General features: G+C 41.2%; 24 protein-coding genes. 15 read left to right on the forward strand and 9 right to left on the reverse strand.

Translation table 11 applies throughout. The features are described from left to right. Nucleotides 1-119: 119 nt before the first annotated feature. Together HRJ06_RS06495 and HRJ06_RS06500 are read left to right on the forward strand one after the other, a co-directional pair. Nucleotides 120-1,151 carry an ABC transporter permease gene (locus HRJ06_RS06495; protein WP_174730659.1) on the forward strand — a complete coding sequence of 344 codons (1,032 nt, stop codon included), beginning with the start codon at nucleotides 120-122 and terminating at the stop codon, nucleotides 1,149-1,151. Continuing rightward, nucleotides 1,126-1,920 (forward strand): ABC transporter ATP-binding protein, encoded by a 795-nt coding sequence (locus HRJ06_RS06500; RefSeq protein WP_174730662.1) that lies wholly within the window; start codon nucleotides 1,126-1,128, stop codon nucleotides 1,918-1,920. Before HRJ06_RS06495 ends, HRJ06_RS06500 begins: the two co-directional genes overlap by 26 nt. Before the next feature lie 176 nt (nucleotides 1,921-2,096). Here the strand turns inward: HRJ06_RS06500 and HRJ06_RS06505 are convergent, their stop codons facing one another. Beyond that, the gene (locus HRJ06_RS06505) at nucleotides 2,097-2,648 is read right to left on the reverse strand and encodes a helix-turn-helix domain-containing protein (RefSeq protein WP_174730665.1); all 552 of its coding nucleotides are present in this window, start codon (nucleotides 2,646-2,648) and stop codon (nucleotides 2,097-2,099) included. 141 nt (nucleotides 2,649-2,789) lie between these two features. Between HRJ06_RS06505 and HRJ06_RS06510 the strand changes: the two genes are divergently transcribed. The 3 genes from HRJ06_RS06510 to HRJ06_RS06520 all read left to right on the forward strand — a co-directional run bounded on the left by HRJ06_RS06510 (nucleotide 2,790) and on the right by HRJ06_RS06520 (nucleotide 5,555). Beyond that, a complete protein-coding gene (locus HRJ06_RS06510) occupies nucleotides 2,790-3,521 on the forward strand; it encodes an AzlC family ABC transporter permease (RefSeq protein ID WP_174731155.1) in 732 nt (243 codons plus the stop codon). Between the two features lie 13 nt (nucleotides 3,522-3,534). Then, nucleotides 3,535-3,819 (forward strand): AzlD domain-containing protein, encoded by a 285-nt coding sequence (locus tag HRJ06_RS06515; RefSeq protein ID WP_422392716.1) that lies wholly within the window; start codon nucleotides 3,535-3,537, stop codon nucleotides 3,817-3,819. Nucleotides 3,820-4,277: 458 nt separating this feature from the next. After that, nucleotides 4,278-5,555, forward strand: a complete 1,278-nt coding sequence (locus HRJ06_RS06520; RefSeq protein ID WP_174730671.1) for a M48 family metalloprotease — start codon at nucleotides 4,278-4,280, stop codon at nucleotides 5,553-5,555. Between the two features lie 435 nt (nucleotides 5,556-5,990). On the opposite strand, the gene HRJ06_RS06525 is transcribed toward HRJ06_RS06520, so the two are convergent. Further along, a complete protein-coding gene (locus HRJ06_RS06525; protein ID WP_174730674.1) occupies nucleotides 5,991-6,227 on the reverse strand; it encodes an IDEAL domain-containing protein in 237 nt (78 codons plus the stop codon). A gap of 198 nt (nucleotides 6,228-6,425) precedes the next feature. On the opposite strand from HRJ06_RS06525, the gene HRJ06_RS06530 reads away from it, so the two are divergent. Then, nucleotides 6,426-6,986: a competence protein ComK gene (locus tag HRJ06_RS06530; protein WP_174730677.1), complete on the forward strand. Its 561-nt coding sequence runs from the start codon at nucleotides 6,426-6,428 to the stop codon at nucleotides 6,984-6,986. A 31-nt stretch (nucleotides 6,987-7,017) separates the two neighbouring features. Here HRJ06_RS06530 and HRJ06_RS06535 read toward each other — a convergent pair whose 3' ends face one another. Continuing rightward, on the reverse strand, nucleotides 7,018-7,401 hold the full coding sequence (locus tag HRJ06_RS06535) for a YhjD family protein (protein ID WP_174730680.1): 384 nt from the start codon (nucleotides 7,399-7,401) through the stop codon (nucleotides 7,018-7,020). 225 nt (nucleotides 7,402-7,626) lie between these two features. On the opposite strand from HRJ06_RS06535, the gene HRJ06_RS06540 reads away from it, so the two are divergent. From HRJ06_RS06540 to HRJ06_RS06580, 9 genes are all read left to right on the forward strand, one after another. Then, complete coding sequence (locus HRJ06_RS06540; protein ID WP_174730683.1) at nucleotides 7,627-9,615, forward strand: S9 family peptidase; 1,989 nt, start codon at nucleotides 7,627-7,629, stop codon at nucleotides 9,613-9,615. Nucleotides 9,616-9,818: 203 nt separating this feature from the next. Beyond that, entirely contained in the window at nucleotides 9,819-10,754 is a 936-nt protein-coding gene (locus HRJ06_RS06545) for an LCP family protein (RefSeq protein WP_174730686.1), read from the forward strand. A gap of 141 nt (nucleotides 10,755-10,895) precedes the next feature. Next, the gene (locus HRJ06_RS06550; RefSeq protein WP_174730689.1) at nucleotides 10,896-11,513 is read left to right on the forward strand and encodes a TVP38/TMEM64 family protein; all 618 of its coding nucleotides are present in this window, start codon (nucleotides 10,896-10,898) and stop codon (nucleotides 11,511-11,513) included. A gap of 29 nt (nucleotides 11,514-11,542) precedes the next feature. Continuing rightward, entirely contained in the window at nucleotides 11,543-12,100 is a 558-nt protein-coding gene (gene lepB, locus HRJ06_RS06555) for a signal peptidase I (RefSeq protein WP_174730692.1), read from the forward strand. 530 nt (nucleotides 12,101-12,630) lie between these two features. Further along, nucleotides 12,631-13,092 (forward strand): DUF2512 family protein, encoded by a 462-nt coding sequence (locus HRJ06_RS06560; RefSeq protein ID WP_174730695.1) that lies wholly within the window; start codon nucleotides 12,631-12,633, stop codon nucleotides 13,090-13,092. Nucleotides 13,093-13,554: 462 nt separating this feature from the next. Further along, nucleotides 13,555-13,890, forward strand: coding sequence for a hydrolase (locus HRJ06_RS06565; RefSeq protein WP_174730698.1), 336 nt, complete (start codon nucleotides 13,555-13,557; stop codon nucleotides 13,888-13,890). A 929-nt stretch (nucleotides 13,891-14,819) separates the two neighbouring features. Next, nucleotides 14,820-18,317 carry a helicase-exonuclease AddAB subunit AddB gene (gene addB, locus HRJ06_RS06570; protein WP_174730701.1) on the forward strand — a complete coding sequence of 1,166 codons (3,498 nt, stop codon included), beginning with the start codon at nucleotides 14,820-14,822 and terminating at the stop codon, nucleotides 18,315-18,317. Beyond that, a complete protein-coding gene (gene addA, locus HRJ06_RS06575; protein ID WP_174730704.1) occupies nucleotides 18,310-22,077 on the forward strand; it encodes a helicase-exonuclease AddAB subunit AddA in 3,768 nt (1,255 codons plus the stop codon). Before addB ends, addA begins: the two co-directional genes overlap by 8 nt. 298 nt (nucleotides 22,078-22,375) lie before the next feature. After that, nucleotides 22,376-22,678, forward strand: coding sequence for an HNH endonuclease (locus HRJ06_RS06580; RefSeq protein WP_174730707.1), 303 nt, complete (start codon nucleotides 22,376-22,378; stop codon nucleotides 22,676-22,678). A 29-nt stretch (nucleotides 22,679-22,707) separates the two neighbouring features. Here HRJ06_RS06580 and HRJ06_RS06585 read toward each other — a convergent pair whose 3' ends face one another. Genes HRJ06_RS06585 through HRJ06_RS06610 form a run of 6 tightly spaced genes read right to left on the reverse strand, consistent with a single transcriptional unit; the run spans nucleotide 22,708 to nucleotide 24,647 of the window. Further along, entirely contained in the window at nucleotides 22,708-22,926 is a 219-nt protein-coding gene (locus tag HRJ06_RS06585) for a spore germination protein (protein ID WP_174730710.1), read from the reverse strand. Nucleotides 22,927-22,982: 56 nt separating this feature from the next. Next, entirely contained in the window at nucleotides 22,983-23,372 is a 390-nt protein-coding gene (locus HRJ06_RS06590) for a spore germination protein GerPE (protein ID WP_174730713.1), read from the reverse strand. After that, nucleotides 23,372-23,554 carry a spore gernimation protein GerPD gene (locus tag HRJ06_RS06595; RefSeq protein WP_174730716.1) on the reverse strand — a complete coding sequence of 61 codons (183 nt, stop codon included), beginning with the start codon at nucleotides 23,552-23,554 and terminating at the stop codon, nucleotides 23,372-23,374. Before HRJ06_RS06595 ends, HRJ06_RS06590 begins: the two co-directional genes overlap by 1 nt. Further along, the gene (gene gerPC, locus HRJ06_RS06600) at nucleotides 23,551-24,165 is read right to left on the reverse strand and encodes a spore germination protein GerPC (protein ID WP_174730719.1); all 615 of its coding nucleotides are present in this window, start codon (nucleotides 24,163-24,165) and stop codon (nucleotides 23,551-23,553) included. The genes HRJ06_RS06595 and gerPC overlap by 4 nt, the downstream gene beginning before the upstream one ends. Before the next feature lie 23 nt (nucleotides 24,166-24,188). Then, on the reverse strand, nucleotides 24,189-24,410 hold the full coding sequence (locus HRJ06_RS06605; RefSeq protein ID WP_174730722.1) for a spore germination protein GerPB: 222 nt from the start codon (nucleotides 24,408-24,410) through the stop codon (nucleotides 24,189-24,191). A 15-nt stretch (nucleotides 24,411-24,425) separates the two neighbouring features. Continuing rightward, nucleotides 24,426-24,647: a spore germination protein gene (locus tag HRJ06_RS06610; protein ID WP_174730725.1), complete on the reverse strand. Its 222-nt coding sequence runs from the start codon at nucleotides 24,645-24,647 to the stop codon at nucleotides 24,426-24,428. Nucleotides 24,648-24,794: the final 147 nt, after the last annotated feature.

Consider the following 24,794-nt stretch of genomic DNA (forward strand, 5'->3'; position numbering starts at 1 on the left):
GATAATGAAAATGTTGATTAAATAATTCAAAAAGGCTCCGGCTAATCTTAAAGTTAGGTTTCCGCTGGAGCTAAACAGCCAGAGTTTCAGCTTTAGCTTTGTGGAAAGGAAGAGGTAGCATGCCAACAGCAATTTTTACGTCAGTAGAGGCAGGGTTTATCTATGCTTTAATGGCCTTAGGTGTATATTTATCTTTTAGGATATTAGATTTTCCAGACTTAACGGTCGATGGCAGTTTTGTAACCGGTGCTGCGGTAGCTGCGGTACTTATTGTCTCAGGAGTCAACCCATTTTTGGCAACAGGCGCAGCGCTTTTGGCAGGTTTTTTAGCAGGATGTATTACCGGGCTTTTACACACAAAGGGAAAAATCAACCCATTATTGTCTGGTATTTTAATGATGATTGCTCTATATTCTATTAATCTGAGAATTATGGGAAAATCCAATGTCCCGCTTTTAGCTGAAGAAACTGTGATCACGAAGATTACAGATTTCTGGAAAAGCCTTGGAATTGATGATGGAATTCAAGCCGGCTTAGCAGCAATCGGGGTTTCTAACTTTATTCCGAAAACGTGGGCAGTTATCATGATCATGATGCTGCTAGCACTGGTCATTAAATTTGTGTTTGACTGGTTCTTTAAAACAGACCTTGGGCTGGCTATCAGAGCAACCGGAGATAATGAAACAATGGTTAAAAGCTTTTCAGCTGATACAGACTTTCTTAAAATAATCGGGCTTGGCCTTTCTAACGCACTTGTTGCATTTTCTGGAGCTTTAATTGCGCAGTACAACGGCTTCAGTGATGCGGGCATGGGAATCGGTATGATCATCATTGGCTTGGCATCTGTTATTATCGGTGAAGCAGTTTTTGGAGCAAAGAATATTATACGTGCGACGATTGCAGTAATTGGAGGCGCTATATTATACAGAATTATCGTTTCTCTCGCATTGAGGGTTGAATTCCTTGAAACGGGAGACATGAAATTAATCACAGCTTGCATTGTCGTCAGTGCACTTATTTTCCCTAAAATACTCGATAAACAACGAGAGAAGAAGCGAAGAAAAAAACGCCTGGCAAGAGCACAGGAAAAAGACGATGCTGCTTTTGAAGAGAGGGGGCAAAGCCTTGCTGCAGTTAAGACAGATTTATAAGGTTTTTAACGAAGGTACACCAGATGAGAAGATTGCACTTGATCATGTGAATTTAGATCTTAAGCAAGGTGATTTTGTCACTGTTATTGGAAGTAATGGAGCTGGAAAATCAACGCTAATGAGCGTCATATCAGGCAAGATTTTTCCTGATCTAGGTGTGGTAAAGGTTGATGGCAAGAATGTCACTCAAGTAAGTGAGCATAGACGTGCCTCATTGATTGGCAGAGTCTTCCAAGATCCTATGGCAGGAACAGCTCCTTCCATGACAATTGAGGAAAATATGGCGATTGCATATGGAAGAATGAAGAAGCGTGGAATGGCCCTCGGAGTTTCAAAAAAGAAGCGCTCCTTTTTTAAGGAAACGCTTGAAAATCTCCATCTTGGTCTAGAAAACCGTCTTGAGGCAAAGGTGGGACTTCTGTCCGGAGGAGAACGTCAAGCCTTGTCTCTTTTGATGGCTACTTTTACCGAACCGAAAATTCTCCTGCTTGATGAGCATACTGCTGCGCTTGATCCATCAAGAGCTGAGCTTGTAACACAACTGACAAAAGAAATAGTAGAAAAGTACGGCCTGACTACCTTGATGGTTACCCACAACATGCAGCAAGCATTAGATTTAGGGAACCGCCTGATTATGATGGACCAGGGACAAGTCATTTTTGAGGCAGAGGAACAGGAAAAAGAAGCCTTATCTGTTGATAAACTTCTTGCAGAGTTCCAGCGAATCCGCGGAGAAAAGATGAGCAGTGATAAGGCAATTCTCATTTAAATCTAACAAAGACACATGGGAACATACCATGTGTCTTTCTCTGCGTTTAGGGGCTGTTCGCATTCGATCAGTGACTAGTGAAATTTGCTAACCTTCCTGCGATAAATTAGCACCGAGTCAATTTTGCCGCTTTCCTTCAGTTTATTTGCGCTTTTGCTTTTAATGCATGAAAATCTTTAAGAGTAATACATGACAACCTGAAATCGTGTCATTTGACTGCTGCGGCTGTGGTAAGAATGTTGCTGATTGGCATTAAAGCGGATCGAGCTGCCCGCGGGGATCTGATAGGTCTCCCGTCCGATAACCAGTTCAAGCTCACCGGAGATAACTGTTATATATTCTTCTACTCCATCATTATGCTTATCGGAATCCTGTTTACAGCCAGATTCAATTTCAATTGTAAAAATTTCAAACTTCTTTCGCGGGTCAAAAGGGAAGATCGGGTATACCCTGTAATCTCCGCCCTGTTCCATTACAGATTCGATCTGATCCTGGTGGATAATATGAACACCTGAGGGTTCCTCTTTAATCAGTGTAGAAAAGGAGATTTGCAGTCCAGTAGCAATTTTCCAGAGAGTAGTAACTGTTGGATTGGATTCGCCACGCTCTACTTGGCCAAGCATTCCTTTACTCACTCCTGTCAGGTCTGCGGTTTGGTCAAGGCTTAAACCTCTGGATTTTCGGATTGCCCTTAAGTTTCGGCTGATATTTTGTTGGATATTTTCCATATTTTCCTCCAAAACAATTGTACAATATAACGTACATATGTATAATAAGTTATAATAGTTTCATTATAGCATTCTTTTAGTTTATTATAGTACATATTTTATAGGCAGAGTATATTTATGGGAAATTGGATGGTGACCACAATGGGCGAGTTGGCTCTTGAGAAGACATCAGCTTCAGAATTCAAAAAAGGTGTGCAGTCTGGGATTAGTATAGGCATTGGGTACTTCCCGGTTGCTTTAACCTTTGGTCTTTTAGCAAAAACGACAGGCCTGACCTTAGGTGAAACAGTCATGATGAGCCTGCTTGTATTTGCTGGTGCATCTCAGTATATTGCCTTAAGCCTGCTAGTACAGGGTATAGGGATGTTCGAAATCATACTTACAACCTTCATTGTTAATATAAGACATTTTTTAATGTCCGCTTCTCTAAATGAAAAAAGTGAAGATGAGCCAGTAGGTAATAAGATGTTATATTCTTTTGGTATAACGGACGAAACCTTCTCGGTTGCCGCAACAAGAGAAGGTTCTGTTACGACAGGCTATATGCTTGGTCTCAGCTTAGTTGCCTATTCGAGCTGGGTCGTTAACTCTGGTGTTGGTTTTATAGTAGGAGCTGGTCTGCCTCAATCCCTGCAGGAAAGTATGTCAGTTGCCCTGTATGCAATGTTTATTGGTCTGTTGGTTCCATCTATAAAAGGAAGCATGAAGGTTTTGTACTTAGCAGCAATTGCTGCTGCGTTTAGTTCCATCTTCACTCTTGCGGACTTGATGTCAACGGGCTGGGCTATTGTTGCAGCGACTCTTTTATCAGCGGTGCTAGTTGAAGCAGTGGAGACGCTGAAAAGGCAGGGGAGGCTGAGCAGGGTTGAATAGAGAAATTATTCTTATGATCATTGGTATGGCGGCAGTAACCTATATCCCAAGAATGCTGCCATTTGTTATGTTTAAGGGCAAGGAATTGCCGGCTTTTTGGCAAGGGGTGCTAAAAAATGTTCCATATGCGACTCTTGGTGCGCTCATATTCCCTGCTATCCTATTTATTCAGGAGGACATCTGGTATGGAATTATTGGGGCAGCCGCTGCGTTTATAGCAGCCTTCCTCGGTGCCAATGTTATTGTAGTCGTTATTGGTTCGATTGCTGTCCTTTCAGCTTACTCTGTTTTCTTTTAACTTGGATCTGTTGATTTCCGACTAAGCGCTTCAACCGACGCAGCCGAATATTCAAAAATGAACCCTAACACAGACTGAATATTAAATAATACAAAACCGGCCCTGCTCAAGTGGCCGGTTTTGAGTTGCTTATTTTTAAATGCTTTTTGTAAGATAAATTGTCTATCAAATTAAGGGTAAAATTGTGGGAGGTACTACGGCCATTTAACCTCTACAATTCGGGGTGCATTTCCCTATACGAATTTCCATGTAATTACCACCCAAATGGTTTTGCACCAATAATAAATGAGTGACAATTTGATCTGGAATTGTTATTCACTTTAACTTGCATTTTTAATGTTTGTGATGGGAAACGGAACTGTTACGGTTTTTGCCCGGTTTTTCTTATTTGTTGTTCTAATTATTTATTTTAGACTTAAAATAAGTATAGAATGGTTGTACGAAAAGGGGGAATAGCTGTGGTAAGAAAAATGGCCTTTTATTCGGTGTTATCCTATATCTTGTATGGGTTTGCCATGTACTGGTATATTTTTTATTTTGCAGATACCAGCTTACCGTTTGAACTTGAAGGTTCTAGGGCAGACCCTGCCACATTTTTAAATAGCAGGGAGTTAATGCTGAGCGAGGAGTATTCAAAGATAAGGAATTTGCTTTTTTTTCTATCAACACCGTTTGAGTGGCTTTTTTATTTTCTGATATTACTGTTTGGCTTTTCTAAAGCCTTCAAACGCTGGGGGGAAGAGACGTCCCCGTACAAAGCCGTCCAGACTGCTGTCTATCTTATTTGGCTTTCGTTTTTTGCTTATTTAGCAACTTTTCCTCTTAGCTATATTAGTTATACCTTGTCAAAAACCTATAACATATCGACCCAGAATTTTTCATCGTGGATGAAGGATGAGTTAATCGACTTCTGGGTTAACTATGGGATGATGTTTGTGATCGTAGGGGTATTATACTGGCTGATTAATAAAAGTAATAAGCTATGGTGGCTGTATGCCTGGCTTTTGTCTGTTCCATTTACATTATTTATCATGTTTTTGCAGCCGGTCATAATTGATCCGCTATACAATGATTTTTATCCGTTGAAGGATAAGGAACTGGAGACGAAAATCTTAACGCTGGCAAACGAAGCACATATTCCAGCTGAACATGTGTTTGAAGTGAATATGGCTGAGAAGACAAATGCTTTGAATGCATATGTAACGGGAATAGGTTCCAATTCCAGAATTGTCTTATGGGATACTACGCTGAACAGGTTGAATGACGACCAAATTCTATTTATTATGGCGCATGAAATGGCCCACTATGTGGAAAAACATTTATATACCGGGATTGCCGGTTACTTGCTACTATCTTTGGTCGGTCTGTATTTGACAGCCCGCTTAATGAACTGGGCGATAGGTCGCTGGGGTAAAGAGCTAAAAGTAGGGGCTATTGGAGATATCAGGTCTCTTCCGCTATTTCTGCTGATTCTGTCTATGTTTATGTTTGCTGCCAGTCCGCTTACCAATTTTGTATCACGTTACCAGGAAGCGAGAGCAGACAGATTTGCGATTGAAATGACAGAAAACCCGGATGCAGCGATAATGGCCTTTCAGGAACTGACTAAAGCAGGGTTAAGCCAGGTTAACCCGCCTACGCTTGTAAAAGTGTTCAGATATGGCCACCCTACCATGTTGGAACGCATTTCGATGCTCGAGGAATTTGAGGTCCAGAAAAGGAATTTAGAACAATAAAAAAGGCCCCTGAGGCCCTTTTTTATTGTTTGCTAAATATATTTTTGATGGACTTGAGGGTTTAAGCAAATGGCTTAGGACACTTTGTTTACTCTTCATCACAGGGAAATCATGGCGATAAATTAACAATAATGGCTGTTTTCGTAAACTTTGTTGCTATTTAACAAATGCAGTCGTTGGTTTTCGCTTTAGATGCTCGCTTTCCGCGGGGCGGGCGGTGAGCCTCCTCGGCGCATTGGCATTGGCGCCTGCGGGGTCTCACCTGTCCCGCTGATCCCGCTGGACATTGATTGGGCATCCTCGAATTTTCCCACGCACGAAGGAAATGCGATAGCTATTTTCGAGGAGTCTCGCATCTTCCGCTCCAATCAAATTTTGTTTTCACAACTCTGCAAAAACAACAATCTTTTGAAAAGAGCCAAAATAATAAAATACTTACGTTCCAAATTTTTTGTTTAAATACTTCAGTTCCTCTGTGAGCGACAAGAACGACTCCCGATCTTTTTCATCAATGGCCTGGTCGATGCGGTTTAAGAGCTTTTCCTTTTGAACGTTCAGGTTAATTTCAGAAATAAGCATATCAATGTATATATCCATAACAAAGGTTTTCTTAGACTGCTTCTGCTTCATAACACTGGCTCTCATTATTTCAGAATATGATCTTTCCTTCATCGAACTCACCTCTTAGACCTTTTTTATATTATATGGAGTTAGGGAAAGATAATCAACTAATTTTTTAAATTTTTAGAAAATTTTAATTGAATTATTGAATTGTGAATATAATCCGAACTTTAATACAATTTTAATAAAACTTGAAAAGCAAATGATATGATAATTTTGTGGGATACTGCAAGCCAAGGAGAGGAACAAATGATAAGGGAACATAGAAGCCATATTGAGGAATATGAGGTTAATCCCTATACGATGTTGGTATTACCTGTTCCGTATGGGAGCAAAATTTATTCGCAAGTAATTGAATATGAGGATGAATTTTTATCACCATATAAACCAATTGACATTATTAAAAAAAGCTGTCAGTATTTCGGCTCAAGTTATGAGGGAAGAAAGGATGGAACAAGGCAGCTTACAGGAATTACTCATAAAGTCCCAATCATCATTGATCCTAACAGCTTCATCTACTTTTTGCCGACCACTTCACCAACGAACCCTCAATGTATATGGATTTCACATGGGCATGTATTGGACCATAGACGTATAGATACTCATACCTCAGAAGTGCTTTTTAGGAATAAGAAGAGTTTCACGCTGCCGATATCCTATCATTCTCTGGAAAACCAGTTGTTAAGAACAGCCTTATTAAGAACGAGGCTTACACAGCGTATGGAGGAAACAGAGAAAAAAGCATCTTATATGTTTAGGGGGCAGAGACATTTGGAATACCCGCCCGGAAATTATCCAAACCCGTATTAATACATTTAAGGACAGAAGACGAAGCGCACAGCTAGGCTTCTGTTTTTGTATGGAAAAGAATGTGTCTCTTAAATAAGTAATGCTTGAGCAGCTCCTGAACTTTATTCCGAATCCTCGGGTTAAAATAATTATGCTGCTCCTCGTAGCCTTTGAATAAGAAAAGATACATAGTAAATGATTCATCCCGTTTGAGTTCCTCAACGCGAAGTTTATTTTGCCTCATGAAAAGTTTTGCCTCATGTAATTCCTTTTGAATCACCTTCATCGTTTCTTCAATTAATTCAAGATAGGGCTCCTTCAGCTTAAAAGGGCTTTTTTCCACTATTAGGCGATCGCGGTTTAACACGGTCAATACCATCGGGAGGTAGATTGCCTGCTCCATTATATTGCGCTCATTTTCGGGGATCCTCGTCATTTCCAGTCACTCCTAAGTAAAATACGGAACGTATGTTCGTTATAATCGTACTGAAAAAATGCCATCTATGCAAGATATTTTTAGAAATAAATAAATATATAGGTTATACTCAGCATTGCCATGTTTAAAAGAAAAATTCCAAGGTGAAATGAGCAGAAAAAGCAGGGGATTTATTTCTGATAACGAAATGATTTAATGGAGCTAATTAGGAAGGGTGACGTTTGCTTGAGCAAAAAAAGAAAAATTACACCAGAAGATTTATATAAAATAAAATCTGTGGCAGACCCGCGGCTGTCTCCTGATGGAAAAAAGTGCGTGTACGTTGAAACTAGGCTGCAAGAGGATAATGATGGCTATTCTTCAAACCTTTTCTATTTAGATATGGCAGATAAAGGACCCAGCCGGCAATGGACTTTTGGGGCAGACCGAAACCATTCACCGCGCTGGTCTCCTGATGGAAGTAAAATTGCGTTCGTTTCGAATCGCAGCGGCAAGGATCAGATTTATATGTTACATTCTAGCGGCGGTGAGGCCAGAAAACTGACTGCGTGCAAAAATGGGGCCAGGAATCCTGTCTGGTCACCAACTGGCGAGGAGATCGCGTTTACAGCTTCCCTAAAAATGAATGAGTCTGTTATGGAGACAGAAGAAAATATAAAAGAAAAAGAGACTGTGGTTCCCCTTGAAGTGGATATTATGAAATATAAATCCGATTCCTCCGGTTTTTGGGAGGGTAAAAACCTGCAGATTGCTATTGTAAGTATCGAAACAGGAGCTATTCGACAATTGACAGATGGAAGAACAGACTACCATTTGCAGAGTTGGTCCCCCAGCGGACAGTGGATTGCAGCGACCGCCGACATGGCACAAAATCGGGATCTGTCTTTTAATAGTCATGTTCTGTTGATTCATGCTGAGACAAAAGAAATTGATCAGCTTACAAATGAATCAGGTCAGTTTGGGAGTGTAACCTTTTCTCCTGATGGAAAATACATAGGGTTCATTGGTCACAAACGAGAGCATGAAAATGCAACCTTATCGAAGCTCTGGACATACAATACAGAAACAAAAGGAATTAGCTGCCTTACAGAGGAAATGGATCTGCTGACGGGGGATTATGCTATTGGGGATATTCAGCAAGGAGCAGTTACCCCTGGCGTCTTATGGAGCTATGACAGCAGCAGCTTTTATTTTCTTGCCTCTGACCGGGGAAACACAGTTATTTACTTCGGGAACCTAGATGGTGAATTCTATCCAGCGCTGCTCGATCAGCAGCACGTTTATGGGTTCTCCTTGGATGCCCAAAATCAAAAAATAGTCGCTGCCATTAGCAGGCCTTCTTTACCGGGAGAACTTTTTTTACTCGATGTGCCATCAGGCAGCTTGGAACAGATGACTGCGGTAAATGAATCCTTTATGAATGAAGTTATTCTTTCTGAACCGGAAGAGACAGACTTTATGGGAAAAGACGGAGCTTCGCTTCACGGGTGGCTAATGAAGCCGATAGAGGTAAAACAAGGTGAAAAGTATCCGCTCGTTTTGGAAATTCATGGCGGACCGCATATGATGTATGCAAATTCATATTTTCATGAATTTCAAATCCTTGCTGCTCAGGGGTTTTCCGTCCTCTATACAAATCCAAGGGGAAGTCACGGGTATGGCCAGGCTCATGTGGATGCCGTTCGCGGTGACTATGGGGGAAGTGACTACGATGACATTATGTCTGCAGTGGACTACGCCGTCAAAACTTTCAACTTGGTTGACAGCTCGCGTCTCGGGGTAACTGGGGGGAGCTACGGAGGGTTTATGACTAATTGGATCATTGGGCGCACGAATCGTTTTAAGGCCGCTGTTACCCAAAGATCTATCTCAAACTGGGTGAGCTTTTATGGCGTAAGCGATATCGGCTACTATTTTTCTGAATGGCAAATGAAAGCCGGGTTGAGCGATATCAAAACACTTTGGAAGCATTCCCCGCTCGCATATGCCGAGAACATCAATACACCTCTTCTTATTATGCATGGAGAAAAAGATTTGCGTTGTCCAATTGAACAGGCGGAACAACTATTTATCAGTTTAAAACGGCAAAATAAACAGGTTAAATTCATAAGATTCCCTGAGGCCAATCATGAATTATCAAGAAGTGGTAGGCCTAGCTTGAGAATTCACCGGCTAAACTATATTGCTGATTGGTTTAAACAGCATCTAAATTAAAGTCAATTTTTCCGCAGCTTGGTTTGCGGATTTTTTTAATAGGTAAAGGATAAAAAAAGACTTCAACTCCGTTAGTAATCCCTGTACTGCTAAATAAAAAGATAATGGATAAAGCGAGGAATTATATCTACCCTAAAAATAGCAACTTTTTTCTTACTAGGACTGTCAATATAGTTAAATAAATAATATGGAGGGGGTTATCGATGAGATCCGATCGTTATAAACCAAAGCATAAAAAGAGTGGGAAATCGAAGAAAATACTGTATTTTTTATTGTTTATAGCTGTATTAGCTATTATTTACTCGATTTACCAATATAGACAAGGAGTGTCGGATTCCACGCAAACGAGTGAAATAGATCAAGAAAAATATGAATTTAATGGCAACCGTGATGAATCCGGGGCTACAAATATATTATTGCTTGGCAGCGATGCACGGGGGGATGAACAGGCTCGAGCTGATACAATTATGATCGCCCATTATAATCCAGATACGGGCAGTTATAAGGTAACATCTATTATGAGAGATACTTATGTGGACATTCCTGGGCATGGAAAGAATAAAATTAACGCAGCAAATGCAATTGGCGGACCTGAATTGTTGAGGCAGACCATAAAAGAAAATTTTGATGTAGATATGCAGTATTATGCGATTATTGATTTTGAAGGATTTGTAAGAGTGATTGACGAAGCATTTCCTCAAGGGGTAGAGGTGAATGTTGAGAAACATATGTCTGAAAATATTGGCGTCACACTTCAGCCTGGGCTGCAAAAGTTGGATGGCGAACATCTCCTCGGTTACGTTAGATTCAGGCAGGATGCTGTTGGCGATTTTGGGAGGGTAGAAAGACAGCAGAATGTTATCAAGGAGGTAGCGGGACAGCTAGCAAGTATACAAACAATTCCAAAGCTGCCTAAACTTCTTGGGGTTATCACTCCATTCGTAAATACCAACCTGGACACAGGAGACATGCTATTTATGGGAAGGGGATTATTAACAGCAAACGAAAAAACGATTGAAACGTTAAGAATCCCGGTCGAAGGAACTTTTCAAAATCAAAGAGTCAGCGGTGCAGGAGCTGTCCTCGTTATTGATATTGAGGCCAACAGACAGGCCCTTAAAACCTTTATAGCGAGCTGAACTATATAACAAATTTAATTTCCTAATTTCTAAAAAGAGGAGTACAATTGTCATATAGAGGTAAATTTATGGTACGAGCTTGGATTAAACACAAATCTGTAACAGCCAAGCCTCCAGGGTGATACTACAAGGAGATTATCAATGGATTTCGGATCAATTAGAGAATGGCTAACAGTAGAAAATATAATGGAACTAATCGACAGGTACCGTTCTTTCGGGCCTGTCCCGGGAATTCTTCTGCCAATGCTTGAAGCTTTCCTGCCGTTTCTGCCACTCGTTTTATTTGTGATGGCTAATGTGAATGCTTTTGGTCTTTGGTGGGGGTTTCTGTTTTCCTGGGCAGGTGCTTGCCTCGGGGCACTACTAGTCTTTTTTTTAATAAGAAAATATGGACAGCGCCGAATTTTAAAGGTGCTGCATAAACACCCGAAAATTCGCAAATCCATGAGTTGGATTGAACGCCATGGTTTTGGACCGCTATTTCTTCTTTTATGCTTCCCTTTCACCCCTTCAGCTGTCGTAAATGTGGTGGCAGGACTGTCAAAAGTTAGTACTGCTCAATATATGCTGGCTGTGCTGGCTGGAAAAATGGTCATGATATTTACTGTAGGTTTTGTGGGTTATGATATTAAGGCCTTGATTACTAATCCGGCAAGAACAGCTATTGTCACAGCCGTCATTATCATTCTTTGGTATATTGGGAAAAGAATCGAAGTAAGAATGAATATGAGACCAGAAAAAGACCATAATGTTGAATAGAAAGCCGTGTAAGAATGGGGGAAGGGTGAATGAAAACTGAAGTAAAGAAAGAAGGAATCGAATGGCTGAAAGCGTTTGCGATCGGAATTATTATTTTCGCCTTTATTAGAACTTTCTTTATTTCCAATTACGTGGTTGAAGGAGAATCGATGCTGCCTACCCTCAAAGAGGGAAACAAATTGGTTGTCAGTAAATTTGGCTATGAAACCAGCGACCTAAAACATTTTGATATTATCGTATTTCATGCAAGCAAACGTGAGGATTTCGTTAAAAGGGTAATTGGACTGCCTGGGGATAAAATTGAATATCGTGATGATCGTTTGTTTATCAATGGGACCCACAAAGAGGAACCCTTCCTTGACATCTATAAAGAAGAAACACTAGGAGGTACCTTAACAGGAGATTTCACCCTTGAGGAGCTAACTGGCTATGAAAAGGTCCCAGAAGGGAAGCTATTCGTTCTTGGAGATAACCGGCTTGGAAGCTGGGACAGCCGGCATTTCGGATTTATCTCAGAAGATCAGGTTGTAGGAGCAGTTAACCTAAAGTATTGGCCGTTAGATGAAATACATCTCTCTTATAATTAATTACTATTTGTTAACGCTGTTATTTGTATGAAAGGACTCGGCACGATTCGAGTCTTTTTTTAGTTTCATATAGTAAAGCAGTTAGAATATTAAGGAAAGAATGAGAAGGAGAGTGGAAGGGTTAATGGCAATTATTAAAACTAAACGATTCCCCTTTGTTAAAGAATCATTTATCCAAAGATCGAGGTATCACTATAAAGTGAAACGGTTATCAGATATCTTTTAACGCTTATCCATTCTGGAGCAGGTTATGGAAAAAGTACAGCTCTTGCTTTATTGGAACAGGATGAGAACGGAGAAAGTAATGGATTCCCAAGGAAAAAATATTTTCGAGGGGTAAAAAGTAATCTTCTCAGGTTTTAAAAATGCATTGAATTCGTTGAATAAAGAACTTGAGCCAGACAGATAGACGGGCCGATTCATTTTCTATTGATCGTTACTAGGTTAAATCCAAGCAAGAAGATATTATGTTCGCATAAACTTAACCGTTTTAATAAAAGATAATAGGAGAAACGGTAAGGAGGCTTTGAATGAGACATCTTTTAAACCTTGGATTGAAATTTTTACTCATTACCTCGGTCGTTTTTGTTATTCTTCAGCTGTTATATGGAGTCGACTTTGGGACCGTATTGCTAATCTCAGCCACACTAACATTGGTATCTTATTTTGCTGGTGATTTATTGATTTTGCCAAAAACAAATAACTTAACAGCTTCATCAGCAGATTTTGGTCTATCTCTTATAACCATATGGCTAATGGGTGTGCTATTGGTTGGTAACCCATATTATCCTTCCTTAACGGCTGCGCTGATAACATCAGTAATTATTACTGTAACGGAATATGGTTTCCATATATATATGGGGATTATCGACAGCGGTGAGCCGGGTCAAGCTGCAGGACAAACCAAGCGTGACTTTAGCTTTGAGGCATCGGAAGAACTGCTTCCCGATCAGAAAGCAGGTTCAAATGCTGACAGTCATAAAAAGAAGTAAAGAGATGTTTTCCGATTTGGAAAACATCTTTATTATCGTTTAGGCACTTATAAAAGTTCTAAATTGAAGAATGGCTAGTTTATTTATAGAAAATAATTCAATAAAGAAAAGATAATTAATTTCAGTGGTATGAGATGGGAATCCGAAATCGGGTTCTTTTTTGAAGGTAAGAAATGATGAACATTGACTACCGTCTAGCTCCAGCACCAAGGGAATTTTCTCCAGGAGCTAGCTTCTGAGCATCTTGCTAGGAGCACCTAGGTATCGAACAGCTCAAAATTCCCTTAATTCATGTTATTGAATCACAGCAAGAGATTATTGTTGGCACAATTGTTAGGGTATTCGAAAAACCTAGATAGGTTAGCCTTTTGAAATCCTAGTAAGTTCTCCTTTTCAATATAAAGATTAAACATACTAAAAAGGTGGTAAACCATATAAAAGGAGCCAAAGGAGTTGAATACATTGGATAACAGAAAAGAGACCTATTATGTAAATATAGAAACAGGTGAAGTTCTGCAGCAGCCTATTGAAGATACTAACTTTAGAATTTTTGCTGATGAGGATGAAGTGACTGATTTGATGGGGTTACTCGGTGAAAATTATGATGATGATTTAAAAACCTTCGGGGCAGCCCATATCCCCTATCGTAATGATCTCCCTGAGAATAAGGAATATGACCAGACGTTAAACAAGGTATATGAAAAAATTTATGTACTGGGAGATGAAAAAGCCAAGCGGCATATTGAGGGCATGGGCATATTATCAGAGCCGCCCATCAGCGAACATGATAATGTTTAAGCTTATAGCATCAAGAGTCCCTCAAGGGGCTCTTTTTTCGTAGGTTTAGGCTATTTAGATGGCCTAAACAGGAAATAAGTGTGTGAGCCCGAATGCGAGGCCTATTCGGCAAAGCCGGTATGGAATGAGGATAGTGAATCTGAATTTAAGGCCTTAAACTATTGTCCGAAAAGGTCATTAACCGGACTACTCGTTCTCTTTAAGATTAATAGAGCCAGTCTGATAAAAGAGGAAGGAACCCCCGCTTTGATGAAGAAGTGGGGGTGAACTTGTCTTTAGGGGCTTATGCTTTTCCTACTATTGGAGTAATGAAGCAGGAACACGTAGCCGCCTTGGAAGAGCTGGAATTCCTATTCTTGGATGCATCGTTTTACTATTCGGGGATTACATAGCAATTTCAAGGAAATAAGGTGAGTATGTCCTATCCCTTCGTGCGAAGCATAATTTAGTCTAGTTTAGACTTCATTTTTTGGTGGGAAAGCTTAGCAGATTTTGCTGCCAGCTACAAGCCATGCAAGTATATTAGCTTGGAAAAAATTAACGTCATCTTAAAATAGAAACTGCTGTCAAAAACAACTATACTATTCTTATAAACTTCCTGCTTTTAATCGGGCAGGAGAACGGCTTTAAAGGGCGCAGAATTGCGGCCCTTTTTTTCATCATTTCAGGAAGATTCATAAAAGCTTTAGTCGCGGATAATTTAATGCGTTGTCCGCATTGAGCTTCGGCGTCCAACGATGGGGGTACTTTCAAGCCACCTCTCTACGATAAGTCAACATCGATTCGTGTTTTCTTTTTCTCAGTAGGGTGCGCTCCGGTCCAGACGTTGCTTAAAGAGCGTTTGCGCTTTTGTTCTTTGTTCATGGGGCTCTATGATAAAATGAAGAGATAGAAAACATATAATTTAGCACAGGGAGAAGGGGTTCTTTATGTCTGTTCGATTAATTTACGGACGTTCTGGAAGCGGGAAAACAGAATTATGTTTAGAGGAAATGAGGGAAAAGCTTTTCGAGAAACCTCAAGGTGATCCAATTCTCTACCTTGTTCCTGAACAAATGTCGTTCCTTTCCGAATACCGATTATCCACGACCCCGGGCCTGGGGGGAATGATCAGAGCTCAGGTATATAGCTTGCCTCGTCTCGCCTGGAGAATTCTGCAGGAAACAGGAGGCTTTAGCCGCCACCACTTAACTAGTGTCGGAATCAGTATGCTGATTCGTAAAATTATAGAGGATAACAAAGAAGAGCTTAAGATTTTTCAAAAAGCTTCAGATAAAAATGGGTTTATCCAGCAAATGGAAAAGATGTTAGTAGAATTTAAACGTTATTCGATTAATCCGGAAAGTCTTGCCGACTATGAATCTCCTGGTGCTCAAACTCCAGAGGGACAAAAGGCCATAGAAGAAAAACTGCATGACCTTGAGTTGATTTATCAGCATTTTGAATCAGCTCTTTTTGATAAGTATATAGATTCTGAGGATTATTTCAGGCTACTTGCTGAAAAAATCCCCTCATCCCTTTACTTACAGCAAGCTGAAGTTTATATTGATGGCTTTTACAGCTTTACCCCACTTGAATTCATGATTATTGAACAGCTTGCGCGGCATTGTAAGCGACTTACGATAACACTTCCTTTAGACAAGCCATTTAAGGGGCAAGAGTTACCGGATGAACTTGATTTGTTCAGGCTGACAGGTGAAACTTGCCATACTCTTTATGAAATCGTGCGGGCTAATGGTCTTATTTTAGAGGAAGAAGTTTATTTGGACCAGCAAATGCGCTGGCAGGACCCTAGCCTTAAGCATCTTGAACTTCATTTTGACTCACGGCCGGCAAGCCGGTATGAGGGTGAAACAGCCATCCATCTATGCCAGGCAGCTAACCGAAGAGCGGAAATCGAGGGAGTCGCCAGGAGGATACAGGAGCTTGTCAGGGATGGCGGGTACAGATACAGAGATATAGCGGTTTTAATGCGAAATAGCAATGACTATCGCGATATTCTGGAAACAATCCTGGAGGATTACAGCATCCCTTACTTTATCGATCAAAAAAGGACCATGTTAAATCATCCCTTAATTGAGTTAGTCCGTTCAAGCCTTGAGACTATTATAGGGAATTGGCGCTATGAACCCATATTTAGGGCTGTTAAAACAGATTTGCTTTTCAAGAAGGATGTTCACTTAGCAAAGGTTCGCGAGCAGATGGACAGGCTGGAAAACTATGTGCTGGCTTATGGCATTCAAGGTGATAAATGGACGAAGCGAGAACGCTGGATTTATCGGAGAATTAGAGGTTTAGAATTTGATAATGTAGTTCAAACAGATGCCGAAAAGGAAATTGAGAATGAACTGAATGATTTGCGTCTGCTGATTACTGCTCCAATGCTACGGATGTCACGAAGAATAAAAAAGGCAAACACGGCCCGAAAATTGTGTGAAGCAGTCTACTTATACATCGAGGAGCTGGATATTCCGGCAAAGCTTGAGCAGTGGAAACTTCAGGCAGAACAAAATGGAAAGCTCGTTCAGGCTAGAGAACACGATCAGGCTTGGAATGCGGTTATACATTTGCTTGATGAATTTGTTGAAATGCTTGGTGATGAGCAAGTTTCCGCTAAGCAATTTGTCAGTATTTTAGATGCAGGCTTTGAATCGATGGAATTCTCGCTTATACCGCCAGCAATTGATCAGGTCGTCGCGGGGGACTTAGAAAAATCCCGGCTGGCTGAAATTAAAGCAGCATTTGTGATTGGGATGAACGAAGGGGTCTTGCCAGCTAAAGTACCGGAGGATGGCATACTCGGTGATGAAGATCGTGAATTTTTATCAGCAAAAGGAATTAAAGTTGCACCTGGGAGCAAAACCAGGCTGCTTGATGAGCATTTTTTTGCTTATAGAGCCTTTACTATACCGTCGGAAAAGCTGTTTCTAAGTTATCCGATTGCCAATGAAGAAGGAAAAACGCTGTTGCCGTCTGTTTATATAAAGCGAATGATGGACTTATTTCCAAACGTACAGCAGCATTACTTTGTTCCGGATCCATCAGAGCTTGGCGAAAACGAACAGCTTGAATATGCAGCCAATGAAAACACCGCTTTAGCTTATCTGACTGGACAGCTGCAGTTGAAGAAGCGATCTTACCCTGTCTATGATTTCTGGTGGGATGTGTATAACTATTACATGAACCATACAGTTTGGAAGGAGCCAGCCAGGAAGGTTCTTTCAAGCTTGTTCTATGAAAATCGGACTAAGCCGCTGTCACCTCAGTTAAGTGAGGAGCTGTACGGGGATGAAATTGAGGCAAGTGTTTCACGGATGGAACTGTTTCATAGCTGTCCTTTTTCACATTTCACCCAACATGGCCTCAAGTTGAGGGAAAGACAGGTGTTCAGGTTAGAGGCGCCTGATATTGGCGACCTATTCCATGCCGCACTCAAGCATATTGCTGATGCTGTGATGGAGCAGAACCTTTCCTGGTCAAATATGACAAGATCGCAATGCGAGCAGCTAGCTCGTGAGGCAGTCGAAAGGCTTGCTCCAAGGCTGCAAAACGAAATCCTGCTCAGCTCTAACAGGCATCATTATATAAAACGGAAGCTGGAAAGCATCATTAGCCGTGCCTCCTATATATTAAGCGAGCACGCTAAGGCAAGCGGTTTTTCGCCGATTGGCTTAGAGCTTGGTTTTGGGCGAAGCGGAAAGCTGCCTCCTTTATCATTTACATTGAAAAATGGAGTGAAAATGGAATTAGCCGGAAGAATCGACAGAGTGGATAAAGCAGTTGACGATAACGGAGTTTATCTGAGAGTAATCGATTATAAGTCGAGTGAAAAAGATATTAGCATGACAGAAGTGTATTACGGTTTGGCTTTGCAGATGCTCACTTATCTAGACATCATCGTCACACATTCCAAGGATTTGGTCGGAACAGAAGCTGACCCCGCTGGTGTTTTGTATTTCCATGTCCACAATCCGGTCATCAATTCAGCTAAACTGCTTTCTATGGACGAAATCGAACAGGAAATATTAAAGAGGTTTAAAATGAACGGGCTTATGCTTGGCGAACAAAATGTCATTCGTTTGATGGATCAAACGCTTGAAGATGGGGATTCCAATATTATCTCAGCTGGAATCAAAAAGGATGGAAACTTGTCAAAGCGTTCAAAGGTAGCAAGCAAGCAGGAATTTAACAGTCTGCGCTCTTTTGTTCGAGGCAAATATGTCCAAACAGGCAACGACATTATCAGCGGAGTTGTCGACATCGCTCCATATAAATTGAAAAATAAAGTCCCATGCACATTCTGTTCCTTTAAAGCGGTCTGCCAGTTTGACCAGTCAATCGAACACAATGAGTATCGGAGTTTGCCTTCGCGAAAAAAAGAGGATGTTTTAGCTTCCATTGGAAAGGAGAACAATGCAAATGAGTAAAACAGTCATTCCGGAAAAGCCTGAAACATCAACCTGGACTGATGACCAATGGAAAGCAATTATGGCCAAGGAACAGGATATCCTCGTTGCAGCGGCCGCTGGCTCAGGAAAAACAGCCGTTTTAGTTGAGAGGATTATTCAAAAGGTGATTTCCGAAACCGAGCCGCTCAATGTGGACCAGCTTTTAGTTGTAACTTTTACTAATGCGTCAGCAGCTGAGATGAGGCACCGAATTGGTGAGGCACTCGAAAAAGCAATTGATCAAGATCCGAAATCGGTTCATTTAAGAAAACAGCTAAGTTTATTGAATAGAGCGTCCATCTCAACCTTGCATTCCTTTTGTCTGGAGGTTATTAGAAAATACTATTATCAAATTGACATCGATCCTGGCTTCCGGATGGCGGATCAAACAGAGGCACAGCTGTTAAGAGATGAGGTTATCGACGATCTTTTTGAAGAAGAGTATGGAAGGGCAGGAAATGAGGGATTCTTTAAGCTTGTTGATACGTTCACAAATGACCGAAGCGATGATGCCTTAAAGGATATCATTCTTGATTTATATGATTTTGCAAGGTCTAATCCAGCTCCGACAGCGTATTTAAATTCTATTGCAGCCATGTATGCTTTAGAAGAGGATGCAAGTATGGACGAGCTTGAACTTACTGATATTTTACGAAACGATATTGAGCTTCAGCTGCAGGGAGCAAAGCAGCTGCTTCAACAAGGGCTGGAAATGACGAGTCTCCCCGGTGGTCCGGCACCAAGAGCGGAAAACTTCATAAGTGATCTTCATCTTGTAGAAACCTTGCTTACAGCATTGAACGAATCGTGGACAGTCTTATATACAGCCATGCAGTCTGTTGATTTTTCAAGAGCAAAGCCGTGCCGCGGTGATGATTTTGATAAAGACCTGGTAGATCGTGCCCAAAAGATCAGGGATAGGGCAAAGAAAATTGTCAGCGAAATACAGAATGATTTATTCACGAGAAAGCCGGAAAGCTTCATTAAAGATATTCGTGAAATGAGCCCGCTCATCGACACACTCGTAAATCTGGTCGCTGTCTTTTCAGATAGGTTCAGCAGGAATAAAGCAGAAAAAGGTCTGGTTGATTTTTCTGATTTAGAGCATTATTGTCTCGAGATTCTCAGTAGAGAAACAGGGGATGCTGGAAAGTATCTTCCATCGGAGGCAGCTCAATCTTACCGGAACCAGTTTGCAGAGGTACTAGTGGACGAATACCAAGACACAAATATGGTTCAGGAAACCATCTTAAGCTTGGTTACTAAAGACAGTGAAACTAACGGGAACATGTTCATGGTTGGAGATGTTAAACAATCCATTTACCGATTTCGTCTAGCCGAACCGAATCTATTTCTCGGTAAATATACACGATTTACGACGGCAGGCGATAATTTTGGATTAAGGATTGATCTGGCCCGAAACTTTCGCAGCCGTGCCGAGGTACTTGATGCTACTAATTATCTTTTTAAACAAATTATGGGTAAGAGGGTCGGTGAAATCGTATATGATGAAGCCGCGGAACTGATTAAAGGTGCACCATACCCTGACGATGATCCATTTCCTGCAGAATTACTGGTAATTGACCTAGAAGACCGAGAGGATTCTCCTGCTCAGGAGGGTTCGGAGGATACAGACTTCGACAGTGAGGATATGGAGCAATCCCAGCTTGAGGCCCGTTTAATGGCATCGAAAATCAGGGATATGGTTGATAACCGCAGGCCGGTATTCAATACGAAAACAAATACAGACAAGCCAATCATGTATAGGGATATTGTCATTTTGCTTCGATCGATGACATGGGCTCCGCAAATCATGGAAGAATTCAAGCAACAAGGCATTCCTGTATACGCTAACCTGTCGACAGGTTATTTCGACGCCACCGAGGTATCGGTTATGCTTTCGCTGCTAAAGGTGATTGATAATCCGCTCCAGGATATACCGCTGGCAGGGGTACTCCGCTCACCAATTGTTGGTTTAAATGAAGAGGAGCTTGGCTTAATTAGAGTCGCTTTTAAACGTGGCAGTTTTTTTGAAGCATTATCGGTATTCTGCCGGCAAACGTCCACCCAGCAGACAGAGGAGCTTCATACCAAAGTTCAGCCTTTTTTAAAAAATCTTCAGGAATGGAGGTCCCGGGCAAGACAGGGAGCTGTATCCGACCTAATCTGGCAGTTGTTTCGTGAAACAAGATTTTATGACTTTGCTGGTGGTATGCCAGGGGGCAAACAGCGGCAAGCTAATCTTCGAGCCTTGTATGATCGGGCTAGACAGTATGAATCTACCTCTTTTAGGGGACTATTTAGATTCCTGCGCTTTATTGACCGTATGAGGGAACGCGGAGATGATTTAGGAGCTGCCAGAGCACTTGGTGAACAAGAGGATGTCGTAAGGATTATGACGATTCATAGCAGCAAGGGTCTCGAGTTTCCCGCCGTATTTGTGGCTGGGCTTGCCCGCCAATTTAATACAATGGATTTAAAAAAGACTTATATGCTTGATAAGGAGCTTGGCTTCGCTGCGAAGTATGTTAACGCTGAAAAAAGAATCTCCTATCCTTCCTTGCCTCAGCTTGCATTTAAACGCAAAAAGAAGCTCGAAATGCTCTCTGAAGAGATGAGAGTTTTGTATGTAGCCTTAACGAGAGCAAAGGAAAAGCTTTATTTAATTGGGTCGGTAAAAAGTGCTGAGAAACAGCTTGCAAAATGGTCAGCTTCAGCCGAGCATACTGAATGGCTGTTAAAAGATTATGACAGGGCTGCAGCAGGTTGTTACTTGGATTGGGTCGGTCCGGCCCTAATGCGCCATCAGGACTGCGATGCCCTCAGAGGAGGGAAAGGCTTAAATCCGCTAACACCTGCTGAAATAACTGAACATAAGTCACGCTGGCACGTTGAAGTAATTCATTCGGAGGAAGCTGCAGCCTTGGCAGGGGAACTAAGTCTTGAGAAGGACGATGCTATGAGTTCTGTTGCTACTGGACGACCTGTCGATATTGCTTCCAATCATTCGGAAACAGTGAAGCAGCAGTTGGCTTGGAAATATCCTTATACTGCTTCATCTTCACACCGCTCAAAACAATCTGTTTCCGAGTTAAAGAGAAATTATGAGACCCGAGATGATGAAAGCGGAACAGATTTACTGAGGCAATACACTCGGCCGATTTTGAACCGACCTAAATTCATGCAAGAAAAGAAATTGACTCCTGCTGAAAGAGGAACAGCTATGCACATGGTCATGCAGCATGTTGACCTCTCGATGCCTGTAACAGAGCCTGCCTTACAAGTGCTATTAGATAGAATGGTAGAACAGGAGCTGCTTCTTCAAGAGCAAAGGGACGCTATTCAATTAAACTGGATTCTTCAGTTCTTTGAAACGAAGCTTGGCAAGCGTCTGTTTGATGCTGAAAAAGTTGAAAGGGAAGTTCCATTTTACCTGTCCCTTCCCGCCGAAGAAGTCTACCCTGACTGGAAGGGAACAGAGGAAGAAATTTTTATCCAGGGTGTGATTGACTGTGTATTTGAAGACGAAGAGGGTGTGGTGCTATTAGACTTTAAAACGGATGGAATTTCTGACCGTTTTAAAGGAGGCATTGCGCAAGCCCAGCCGATTTTGGCAGAACGCTATCGGATTCAAATAAGCCTGTATGCAAAGGCTCTTGAGAAGATCTGGAGACGTGAAGTAAACGAGAAATATCTGTTTTTCTTTGATGGAGGGCACATTATCCACCTGGAAGACTAAAATCAAAAGCCGGAGCACAGTTAGTCTGTGCTTTACCCAGATGGTCGACAAAAGGCATCGGAGAACTCTCTCGGTGCCTTTTGTCATTGTTTAGGGAACCTAAGGGGTATTTTTGAGTTTATCCGCAGTCTGTGCTTTTGGCTTTTAATATTAAAGAAAATTCCTGCTTCCAGTGCTTATAGAAGTCAAACAACGGCTTTACGTGTGGTTTGATGGGATTGTTCAAGAAGATTCTGCTTATATTTGATTGGCGTTAACGGGTATATTTTAAATAAAGAAGCTAGGAGTGTGATGTTTAATGGCGAAAAAGCGTTTAGACGGAAGATGTGAACTTTGCGGGCGCGAGCCGGTCCAAACGACTGTCCATCATTTAATTCCCAAAGAAATGGGGGGGACTTTTGGAACAACCGCCGATTTATGCCTTCCATGCCATAAACAGATTCATGCACTATTTTTTAACAAAGAGCTTGCAGAAAACTTCCATTCAATCACAGCTTTACAGGAGGAACCGAGGATTCGAAAGTATATAAGGTGGATTAAAAAGCAGCCTGCAGCAAAACTTCCGATTCTCAAAAAATCAAATCATAAAAAAAGGCGATAGTCTCAATGACCGCGCCAGTAATTTTTACGTTATGCGTTTCCTTGTGTCGGCTGATCAACAAGGTCAGGGTCAACCATGTTGCTTGCATTGATTCCATTATTGGTAATAATGAAACCTCCGGTATTAGAAGCCCCTTGGCCACTAGTGGACTTAGAGTTGCTTTTGGGGGATATATAAAGAGAGTCTCCAAATTGAACGATACCGCCGCCGACATTCACGATCTGAACTGGGCCGACAATAGATGGCATGATAAAACATCCTTTTCTTTAACGTTAAATATTTTTATTATAATCAGGCTATGCTTTTAGTCAGGAGATTGTTCTTCTTCCATAGGGAGAAGCTGGCGGATATGTTTCACCCTGGCCTCCAGGCTGACTTTTTGCGTATTGCCAATATGAATAACCGAGGAAGCTGAAGTACCAATTATATCGATGCTATTCACTTTTATAACAGGATTAAGATGGTGGGTAAACATTGTCGCTGCTTCATTAAGGGCAGGAAGTGGAATGGGTTCACGAAAAATCGAGTAGGCATCAAAATTTCCTTCGTTGCTATAGAAAATTTCGGCCTCTCTTTGGACAGCGATGGCACGCGAGAACCCATTAATAATTGTTGAGTCTCCAATCTGTAAAACTGAGGAAAAGGCAAGTGTAGCTATATTAATTTTATTCACCTTAGAAGTTCGATTGAGCATTATCCTACATCCGGTGTCAGAGGCACAAACGGCCCGACTATCAAGGATTCTGGGGGAGTATCAAAAGCTGAGGCCAATTGGATAGACTGCGCATCACCAACCAGAAGTAATGAGGACGTCGAGACCCCAATAATTCTAATATCCCCAACGGAAATATCCCGATTATACACATAAAAATTCACTCTGTTTTCCTTCCTTTCACCTGATCTGGCAGCTGTTTCAGGAATAAGAGGACTCCATTTTCTATTTCAAGCTTTAATCTGTCTATGACTGATTTCTGGCTTTCGTCCTTGCTAGAACCAGAACGGCTTGCGGCATCCTCTTTTAAATATAAGTTAATCCGCTCAGGAAGCTGCTTTGTAATATCTTGACGAATAAAGTCCAAATAGGAATCATCTACTTTTATTTCTAATTTTTCTTGAGCCATTTTAAAAATCGAAGGAAGTTTTTCTTGCATATACTGGTCAAGCTCTCTTTCTACTTCTACTGTTCGTTCAAATTGATCCTGGGGTGAAAATGGAGTTTTTATCTGTTGATTGTCGACTGAAAAGTCTTCTATTCCCTGAAGGTCGGAGGGGTTTAACCCAATATTTAAGGTGCCTTCAAGTGTTTCTACCTTCAGCTGGTCAAATTTATATTCAATTCTGTCTACACGAACCGTATTTCTATCTTTTAATTGAGTAATTTCAGCTTGAAAATTCTTGGCGAGTCTTTCTAATTCTTTTATTCTCCGATCTTGTGACTCAATAAATGTATGAAGTTGCTTTAGATATTCATAGAAATTGTTGCTCAAAGGCCGCACCTCCCTCTGTATAGTTATTGCGGCGGAACCAGGGGAACAGCAGGGGCTTCTACATTGGTTCCATCCTCGGCTGGCGATTGTGGCTCTGGCGCAGGCTGTGTGAACCCCCCTGTATTATATAAATATGAAGCTGGTTTAATTATTCCTGCACTTCCTATCTGCAGCACGGATGAATTGCTGACAGCATCTACCTTTAAGAGATTTATTGTAATGTTTTGCTGTATATAAAAATTCATTTTTATCACCTGCAATTATGCATTTGCGACATTCCCTTGATCAATAGCATCTTGATCAAACGTATTCGTTGAGCTTTTATTATTATAAACTTGCAGCCCGTCACCTGTATTGAACGATCCAGCACCAGAGAACGTTTTCGCATTGGATACAGGTAAAATTTTATAAACATCTCCAATGTTGAAGACGGAGCTGTTACCAATTGAGATGACCTGCACGGCACCGACGATAGCTGGCATGATGGGCAACACCCTTTTAAAAATTTATTTATAAAAGTAACAACCTGTGACTGTAAAATATTTTCTTGCGATTTCTCTATTATCGTATGTAATGGGCGGCGAGTGGTGCATAAACTTTGGGCTTTTCTGCAGGCTCTGTAAATCTGC

Source organism: Mesobacillus harenae, from assembly GCF_013343715.1.
GTDB lineage: Bacteria > Bacillota > Bacilli > Bacillales > Cytobacillaceae > Mesobacillus_A > Mesobacillus_A harenae.

Coding starts and splice junctions, on each gene's coding strand:
- HRJ06_RS06495 (WP_174730659.1), top strand. CDS start 120: ATGCCAACAGCAATTTTTACGTCAGTAGAGGCAGGGTTTATCTATGCT.
- HRJ06_RS06505 (WP_174730665.1), bottom strand. CDS start 2,648: ATGGAAAATATCCAACAAAATATCAGCCGAAACTTAAGGGCAATCCGA.
- HRJ06_RS06510 (WP_174731155.1), top strand. CDS start 2,790: ATGGGCGAGTTGGCTCTTGAGAAGACATCAGCTTCAGAATTCAAAAAA.
- HRJ06_RS06515 (WP_422392716.1), top strand. CDS start 3,535: ATGATCATTGGTATGGCGGCAGTAACCTATATCCCAAGAATGCTGCCA.
- HRJ06_RS06525 (WP_174730674.1), bottom strand. CDS start 6,227: ATGAAGGAAAGATCATATTCTGAAATAATGAGAGCCAGTGTTATGAAG.
- HRJ06_RS06530 (WP_174730677.1), top strand. CDS start 6,426: ATGATAAGGGAACATAGAAGCCATATTGAGGAATATGAGGTTAATCCC.
- HRJ06_RS06535 (WP_174730680.1), bottom strand. CDS start 7,401: ATGACGAGGATCCCCGAAAATGAGCGCAATATAATGGAGCAGGCAATC.
- HRJ06_RS06545 (WP_174730686.1), top strand. CDS start 9,819: ATGAGATCCGATCGTTATAAACCAAAGCATAAAAAGAGTGGGAAATCG.
- HRJ06_RS06550 (WP_174730689.1), top strand. CDS start 10,896: ATGGATTTCGGATCAATTAGAGAATGGCTAACAGTAGAAAATATAATG.
- lepB (WP_174730692.1), top strand. CDS start 11,543: ATGAAAACTGAAGTAAAGAAAGAAGGAATCGAATGGCTGAAAGCGTTT.
- HRJ06_RS06560 (WP_174730695.1), top strand. CDS start 12,631: ATGAGACATCTTTTAAACCTTGGATTGAAATTTTTACTCATTACCTCG.
- addB (WP_174730701.1), top strand. CDS start 14,820: ATGTCTGTTCGATTAATTTACGGACGTTCTGGAAGCGGGAAAACAGAA.
- addA (WP_174730704.1), top strand. CDS start 18,310: ATGAGTAAAACAGTCATTCCGGAAAAGCCTGAAACATCAACCTGGACT.
- HRJ06_RS06580 (WP_174730707.1), top strand. CDS start 22,376: ATGGCGAAAAAGCGTTTAGACGGAAGATGTGAACTTTGCGGGCGCGAG.
- HRJ06_RS06585 (WP_174730710.1), bottom strand. CDS start 22,926: ATGCCATCTATTGTCGGCCCAGTTCAGATCGTGAATGTCGGCGGCGGT.
- HRJ06_RS06590 (WP_174730713.1), bottom strand. CDS start 23,372: ATGCTCAATCGAACTTCTAAGGTGAATAAAATTAATATAGCTACACTT.
- HRJ06_RS06605 (WP_174730722.1), bottom strand. CDS start 24,410: ATGAATTTTTATATACAGCAAAACATTACAATAAATCTCTTAAAGGTA.
- HRJ06_RS06610 (WP_174730725.1), bottom strand. CDS start 24,647: ATGCCAGCTATCGTCGGTGCCGTGCAGGTCATCTCAATTGGTAACAGC.